Source organism: Micromonospora sp. NPDC003776 (genome assembly GCF_053605645.1).
Genome location: NZ_JBSGJR010000364.1, coordinates 1 through 7,244, shown reverse-complemented (window position 1 = coordinate 7,244; position 7,244 = coordinate 1). Strand labels below are relative to the sequence as shown.

Genomic DNA, 7,244 nt, shown 5'->3' with positions numbered 1-7,244 from the left:
GGCGGGCGGGGTGCCCACCGGCCCGGGGCCGGACCGGTACCGTTGCCCGCCGTGGGGAGCGCGGACCGCCTGGAGATCGTCGTCGACCCGGCCCGGCCGACCGGCCGTACGCTGCTCGCCGCCGGCGTCGAACAGTCGTACGTCGACGTGGCCGACCCGGGGCACCTGCACTTCGAGTACGTGCGGCGAATGGCCGCCGTGGTCGACCTGGCCGCCCCGCCCGGGCGGCCGCTGACCGCCCTGCACCTGGGCGGCGGCGCGCTCACCCTGCCCCGCTGGCTGGCGGCCACCCGCCCCGGTTCCGCGCAACGGGTGGTCGAGCGGGACCCCGCCGTGGTCGACCTGGTCGCTCGGGAGCTGCCCCCGGTGCCGGCCACGGTCCAGGTGACGATCGGCGACGCCCGGGAGATGGTGACGGACGCGCCGGCCGAGGCGTACGACCTCGTGCTCGCCGACGTCTACCGGGCCGCCCGGATGCCCCGGCACGTGACCAGCGTCGAGTTCGCCGCCGAGGTGGCCCGGGTGCTCCGGCCGGACGGCATCTACCTGGTCAACGTCACCGATCTGCCGCCGCTGGTCTTCTCCCGTACCCAGGTGGCCACGCTGCGCGCCGTCTTCGCCGACGTGTGCCTGGTCGCCGACCGGCGGATGCTGCGCGGGCGGCGCTACGGCAACCTCGTGCTCGCCGCCGCCCGCCGGCCCGACCGGCTGCCGGTACGCCGGCTGGTGGCCCGCGCGGCCGGCGACCCGGTGCCCGGCGGGGTGCTGCACGGCGCGGGCCTGACCGCGTTCGTCGCCGGCACCCGCCCGGCGACCGACGCCGGCCTCGCCGAGCGCTGAACGGCGGTGTTTCCTTCCCTTCTGCGCGGGTAGCCGCGCCGGATGAAGGACGCCGACGACCGGTCCACCGCGCGGCGGACGCTGATCGTCATCGGTCTGGTGCTGGCCACCGTGGTGCTGCTCGCGCTGATCCGGGCGACCAGCCGGGTGCTGGTCTGGGTGCTGATCGCGGCGTTCTTCGCGGTGGCCCTGAAGCCCCTGGTGGACCTGGTGGAACGGCGGTTCATGCGGCGTCGGGCGCTGGCCACCCTGCTGGTCTTCGCGGTCACCTTCGTGCTGGTCGCCGCACTGGGCGCGGCGATCGTGCTGCCCCTGGCGCGCGAGGTCAGCCGGTTCGTCGAGCAGGCGCCGGAACTGCTGCGCGAGGTGCAGGCCGGCCACGGCCGCCTCGGCGAGCTGGTGCACCGGTTCCACCTGCAGCGGTACGCGAACGCGGAGCAGCTCGGGCACTACGCCGGGCGGTTCAGCCAACCCGCCCTCGGGGTGCTCCGCAGCGTGCTGGAGACGATCGCCGGGACGGTCACGGTGGTGGTGCTTGCGTACCTGATGGTGCTGGAGGCCCCGAAGATCATCGCCGGCACGCTGGCCCTGTTCGACGACGGCGCGGCCGAGCGGCTGCGGCGCATCGGCCGGGGCAGCTCCCGGGCGATTACCGGCTACCTCAGCGGCAACCTCCTGATCAGCCTGCTCCTCGGCGGGCTGACCTTCCTGCTGCTCGTGCTCACCGGCGTGCCGTACGCGGCGGTGATCGCCCTGCTGGTCGCCATCGTGGACCTGATCCCGCTGGTCGGAGCCACCCTGGGCGCGATCATCGCGGCCGGTGCGGGCTTCGTGCACTCCCCCACCACCGGCATCATCGTGCTGGTGGCCTTCGTGATCTACCAGCAGGTCGAGAACCACCTGCTGTCCCCGGTCATCATGGCCCGTGCGGTCCGGTTGAATCCGCTGACCGTGCTGGTCAGCGGGTTGCTCGCCGCCGACCTGGCGGGGCTGCTGGGGGCGCTGCTGGCCATCCCGGCCGCCAGCATCGGGCAGATCCTGCTGCGCGAGTTCGCCCCCGGGGGCCGGCGCGCCGTACCGGTGCCGACGACCGCGGACGGCTCGACCGGCGACCAGCAGCAGCGGGCCGGCGGTCGGCGCCCCGCGGACGACCGACCGCCGGCCGGCGGCTGAGCGGGCTCAGCGGCGGCGCACCACCTCGGGCGACTCGCTCTCCAGCGGCACCGCGTGCGCCGGCACCAGGCCGAGCTGCACGGCCGGCCGCGACAGCGTCGCGTCGAGCACCCAGTCCGCGCCCACCCGGGCCCGGTTCCCCGGCATGGCCAGCAGGTGGTAGCCCCGGGTGACCGCCTTCGCCGGCAGGCCCGACAGCGACACCTTCAGCGGGTTCGCCGCCGCGTCCTTGCCGCCCAGGTCCACCACCCAGCCCAGGTCGTGGTGCTTGTACGGCTTCCGGACGCCGTCACCGTACGAGGCGGCGATGTTGTGCGCGGCCAGCTTGCCCTGCCGCTGGGCGTGCTGGGCGGTCATCGTGCAGATCTGCCCGGGGCGGGTCAGGTCCGGCACGGCCGCCGCGTCGCCGCAGGCGAACACCTCGGGGTGGCCGGGCACGTTCAGGTACTCGTCGACCACCAGCCGGCCCCGCTCGGTACGCAGCCCCAGCTCCGCCACGAAGGGGTCGGGGCGCACCCCGACGCACCAGATCAGGCTGCACGTCGGGACGTACTCGCCGTCGGTGAGCATCACCCCGTCCGGGGTGGCCTCGGAGACGGAGGTGCCCATCCGTACGTCCACGCCGCGCCGGCGCAGCACCCGGTCGGCGGTGGTCGACATCCGCTGGTCCAGCTCGGGCAGGACGCGGGGCGCCACGTCGAGTAGCATCCAGCGCGGCCGGATCCTGAGGTGCGGCCGCTGGGCGACCAGCCGGTCGGTGTAGAGCTGGCCGTGCGCGGCGACCTCGGTGCCGGTGTAGCCGGCGCCCACCACCACGAACGTGGTGCGGGCCCGCTGCTCGGCGGGGTCGTCGGTCAGCTCGGCCAACTCGATCTGGCGGACCACGTGGTCGTGCAGGTAGAGCGCCTCGGGCAGGCCACGGAAGCCGTGGGCGTACTCGGTGACGCCCGGGATCGGCAGGAGCTTGTTGACACTGCCGACGGAGAGCACCAGCCGGTCGTACGCCAGCTGACCCGAGTCGCCCTCCATGGAGCGGTAGCCGACCCAGCGGTTCTGCAGGTCGACCCGGTCGGCCTCGCCGACCACCACCCGGACGCCGTCCAGCGTCCCGGCGAGCGGCACCGCGATCCGGGTCGGCTCGACCACCCCCGCCGCGACCTCGGGCAGCAGGGGCAGGTAGAGGAAGTAGTCGGTCGTGTTCAGCAGGACGATCTCGGCCCGCTTGCCGGCCATCCGGCTCAACGTCTTCGCCGCGTGGTATCCGGCGAACCCGGCCCCCACGATCACCACACGAGGTTTCGTCATGCCCGCTGCCGTTCCCGTCGACGACCTCGACAAACGTGCCCCGCTCGGCCGGGCGCGAGCGACCTCATCCACGTGAGGCTATATGGACAAATCTCACGGACAGGAGCGAGGATGCCCGAATGGGTACCCACAAGACCGCCGGCACTCCGCCCACCAGGCCGACCCGGCGCACCTTCCTGACCGCCTCCGCCGCGGCCACCGCCGCCACCATCGCCGCACCCCTGGCCGCCACCCCGGCCGCCGCCGAGGAGGCGGTCAGCCCGCCCGGCCCCGGCCATGCGGTCCGGCCGCAGCCGCCCGACCCCGAGCTGTACGCGCTGCTGCGCGAGATCGACCGGGACCGGATCGAGGCCACCGTGCGCCGGCTGGCCGCGTTCGGCACCCGGCACACGCTGTCCCGCCAGGACGACCCGGTCCGGGGCATCGGCGCCGCCCGGGACTGGATCCACGCCCAGCTTTCCGGGTACGCCGCCGCCTCCGGCGGCCGGATGAGCGTGGCCCTCCAGTCGTACGTCCAGCAGCCCGCGTCGCGGATCCCCACCGCCACCACCATCACCAACGTGGTGGCGACCCTGCGCGGCGACTCCGCGCCGAACCGGGTGTACGTCATCACCGGCCACTACGACTCCCGCTGCACCGACGTGATGGACGCGGTCAGCGACGCCCCGGGCGCCGACGACGACGCCTCCGGGGTGGCGGTGGTCATGGAGCTGGCCCGGGTGCTCGCCACCCGGCGTACCGAGGCGACGATCGTGCTGGCCGCGGTGGCCGGCGAGGAGCAGGGGCTGTACGGCTCGGCGTACCTGGCGCAGCAGCTGAAGGTGGCCGGCGTGGACGTGCAGGGCATGTTCAGCAACGACATCGTCGGCAGCAGCACCGCCGACGACGGCACCCGCGACCCGCGCAGCGTGCGGCTCTTCGCCGAGGGCGTACCCACGGCGGAGACCCCCGCCGAGGCGAGCGTCCGGCAGTCCGTCGGCGGGGAGAACGACTCGCCGTCCCGGCAGCTCGCCCGGTTCGTCAGCGACGTGGCGGAGAACGGGGCGACCGGCATGCGGGTGCGGGTGATCTACCGGCGGGACCGTTACCTGCGCGGCAGCGACCACATCTCGTTCCTGCGTGAGGGCTGGCCGGCCGGACGGTTCACCGAGCCGAACGAGGACTTCGCCCACCAGCACCAGGACGTCCGGGTGGTCGACGGCGTGCAGTACGGCGACCTGCCCGAGTTCTGCGACTTCGACTACATCACCCGGGTGGCCCGGGTCAACGGGGCGACGCTCTGGTCCCTCGCCCAGGCCCCGGGCACCCCGAAGGGCGTCACCATCGTCACCACCAACCTGACCAACGACACCACCCTGCGCTGGCAGCGCGGGACCGAGCCGGACCTCGCCGGCTACGAGGTGGTGTGGCGGGAGACCACCGCGGCCGAGTGGCAGAAGGTGCTTTCGGTCGGCGACGTCACCGAGGTGACCATCGACCTGTCCAAGGACAACGTGTTCTTCGGCGTGCGGGCGGTGGACCGGGACGGGCACCGCAGCCCGGTGGCCTTCCCGAAGCCGGGAAGCTGACGGCCCGGTCGTCCGGACCGGGTGAGGCCGGCTCACCCGGTCCCGACGGACCGTGGGGGGACCGCGAGAGCGAGGGAGGAAACGACATGGCGGTCCGCACCACGCTACGACCCGCGCCCGACGACGTGTTCCCGCTGCACCCCGCGTACGGCTACCGGATGCGCCGGCAGCGGCATCCCGTCGGCGTACGCGGTGGCCCCCGGCCGGCCCCCGGCGGTCCCTGGTTGGACGACAGCGCGCGGCACCAGGTGCGGGCCCGCTACGAGTTGCGGGACCGGCAGCTGGCCCGGGCCCTGGTGGCGGCCGTCAGCCAGCCCGGCGACTCGGCGGAGAACCTGGTCGGCCAGTTGGAGCAGCGGATCGACGCGCTCGTGCACCGCGCCGGCTTCGCCCGCTCCATCGACCAGGCCCGTGACCTGGTCACGCACAACACGTTCACCGTCGACGGCGGCAAGGTCAACCGCGCCTCCTACCTGGTCCGCCCCGGGCAGACCATCCAGGTGCGGCCGGACCGGCAGTGCCGCGCCCCGGTGGCGGTCGCGATGGCCGGCCACGCGGAGGGCGACACCCCGCCCTACCTGGAGGTGCGGTCGGACCGGGGCACCGCGACCCTGACCCGGGAGCCGCAGCGGCAGGAGATACCGGCGCTGCGGGACATCCCGCTCGCCGTCCAGTCGATCGAAGGGAGCCCGCTGTGAGCATGCTGCCGTCCGACCGTCGCGTGTCCAACTACCACCAGCAGCGCGGCAGCCCGCGGCTCACCCCGCGGCAGCGCCGGCGCGTCGAGCAGAAGGAGGCGAAGGCGCAACGGTTGACCGGCCAGCGTCCGCCGGCCCGGGGGCCGGGACGCTGAGTCGAGGGACAGGGGCGGCGGCCGCCGGCACGGTGACCGCCGCTCACTCCTGCCCGGGCTGCGACGCGGTGATCGCCCACCGCTCGTGGTCCCGCCAGGCGCCGTCGATGAACAGGTAGTCCGGGGAGAAGCCCTCCAGCCGGAACCCGAGCCGCTTCGCCAGCCGCTTGGACGGCTCGTTGCCAGGCTGGATGTTCGCCTCCAGCCGGTGCAGGCCCAGCGCGCTGAAGGCGTGCTCGATCACCAGCCGGACGCCGGCCGAGGCGTGCCAGGTGCCGGCGTACGGGAGGAAGGCGGCGTAACCGAGGTAACCGCCGCGCAGCGCCCCCAGCACGATGCCGCTGATGTTGGCGTACCCGGCGATCCCGCCGGTGGGCCGGTCGCAGAAGAGGAAGCCGCTGTCCGTCGACCGCCTGATCTTGCGCAGGTAGGCCGCGTACCGCTCCGGGTCGTCCGGGGCGGTCAGCCACGGGTGGTGCAGCTCGCGGCTGCGCCGGGCGGCCGCGATGAACTCCGCCTCGTCGGCGGGTCGAGGGCGTCGGATACCGACCCGGTCGTCGGCGCGCAGGTATCTCACGGTGGGTAACTCTCGACCACCCGACGCCCCGGTGTCCACCGAGAAGATCGACCTTGCTCTACCCTGGGGCGGAACGACGGGAGGTCGATCATGAGGACTGCTCTGCTCGGCACGGTGCTGGTCTCCGCCTCGCCGCTCGGGGCCACGGTGTCCTGACCCGCGCGACCGGCGGCCCGTCCGCCGGCCCGCTCGACACCACCCCTCGCCGCGAAGCGGACAGGTGACCCGCCCCCGCGCGGGTCGTCGCGTCCTGGCGTGCGTACGCCACCACATCGCTTCCGAGGGAGTTCCTCGTGTTTCCGGACAACCCGTCCGGGCACCCCGTCGTGCCCGGATCGCGTACCCCTGCCCGGTGGTCGGCATGACCACCACCGTCCCCACCGGCCGGCTCGGCCCCGACTTCCACCGGCTCTGGACCGCCAGCGCGATCTCCAACCTCGGCGACGGGGTCACCATGGTCGCCGGCCCGCTGCTGGTCGCCTCGCTCACCCCCGATCCGGCGGCGGTGGCCGCCGCCACCCTCGCCCCGCAGCTGCCCTGGCTGCTGTTCGCCCTGGTCAGTGGGGCGATCGTGGACCGCGTCGACCGTCGCCGGCTGGTCGTCGCGGTCAACCTCAGCCGGGGGCTGGTGCTGGCCGCGCTCGCCGTGGCCGTGCTCGCCGGGGTGGCCACCGTGCCGCTGATCTGCCTGGCGTTCTTCCTCACCGGCGTCGGGGAGACGCTGGCCGACACGGCGTCCGGAGCGCTGCTGCCCGCCGTCGTGCCGGCCGAGCTGCTGGAGCAGGCCAACAGCCGGCTGTACGCGACCTTCGTGGTCGGCAACCAGTTCGCGGCGAAGCCGCTCGGGGCGTACCTCTTCGTGCTGGCGGCGGCGCTGCCGTTCGGCGTCGACGCGGCCACCTTCGGGCTGGCCGCGCTGCTGGTGGCC

At 74.1% G+C, this 7,244-nt stretch carries 8 protein-coding genes; 6 read left to right on the top strand and 2 right to left on the bottom strand.

Annotated features, from left to right (window positions below; translation table 11 throughout):
- Positions 1–51 precede the first annotated feature (51 nt).
- The gene (locus tag ACWEVO_RS24870; protein WP_452309928.1) at positions 52–840 is read left to right on the top strand and encodes a spermidine synthase; all 789 of its coding nucleotides are present in this window, start codon (positions 52–54) and stop codon (positions 838–840) included.
- 42 nt (positions 841–882) lie between these two features.
- The gene (locus ACWEVO_RS24865) at positions 883–2,013 is read left to right on the top strand and encodes an AI-2E family transporter (RefSeq protein WP_452309927.1); all 1,131 of its coding nucleotides are present in this window, start codon (positions 883–885) and stop codon (positions 2,011–2,013) included.
- Positions 2,014–2,019: 6 nt separating this feature from the next.
- Here ACWEVO_RS24865 and ACWEVO_RS24860 read toward each other — a convergent pair whose 3' ends face one another.
- Positions 2,020–3,318, bottom strand: coding sequence for an NAD(P)/FAD-dependent oxidoreductase (locus ACWEVO_RS24860; protein WP_452309926.1), 1,299 nt, complete (start codon positions 3,316–3,318; stop codon positions 2,020–2,022).
- Positions 3,319–3,437: 119 nt separating this feature from the next.
- On the opposite strand from ACWEVO_RS24860, the gene ACWEVO_RS24855 reads away from it, so the two are divergent.
- The 3 genes from ACWEVO_RS24855 (at position 3,438) to ACWEVO_RS24845 (ending at position 5,739) form a co-directional block, all read left to right on the top strand.
- A complete protein-coding gene (locus tag ACWEVO_RS24855; protein ID WP_452309925.1) occupies positions 3,438–4,886 on the top strand; it encodes a M20/M25/M40 family metallo-hydrolase in 1,449 nt (482 codons plus the stop codon).
- An 86-nt stretch (positions 4,887–4,972) separates the two neighbouring features.
- Positions 4,973–5,584 (top strand): 30S ribosomal protein S4, encoded by a 612-nt coding sequence (gene rpsD / locus ACWEVO_RS24850; RefSeq protein ID WP_452309924.1) that lies wholly within the window; start codon positions 4,973–4,975, stop codon positions 5,582–5,584.
- Positions 5,581–5,739 carry a hypothetical protein gene (locus ACWEVO_RS24845; RefSeq protein WP_452309923.1) on the top strand — a complete coding sequence of 53 codons (159 nt, stop codon included), beginning with the start codon at positions 5,581–5,583 and terminating at the stop codon, positions 5,737–5,739. The genes rpsD and ACWEVO_RS24845 overlap by 4 nt, the downstream gene beginning before the upstream one ends.
- 43 nt (positions 5,740–5,782) lie before the next feature.
- On the opposite strand, the gene ACWEVO_RS24840 is transcribed toward ACWEVO_RS24845, so the two are convergent.
- Positions 5,783–6,316, bottom strand: a complete 534-nt coding sequence (locus tag ACWEVO_RS24840) for a GNAT family N-acetyltransferase (RefSeq protein WP_452309922.1) — start codon at positions 6,314–6,316, stop codon at positions 5,783–5,785.
- 361 nt (positions 6,317–6,677) lie between these two features.
- On the opposite strand from ACWEVO_RS24840, the gene ACWEVO_RS24835 reads away from it, so the two are divergent.
- On the top strand, positions 6,678–7,244 hold a 567-nt coding region (locus tag ACWEVO_RS24835), incomplete at its 3' end, for an MFS transporter (RefSeq protein WP_452309921.1).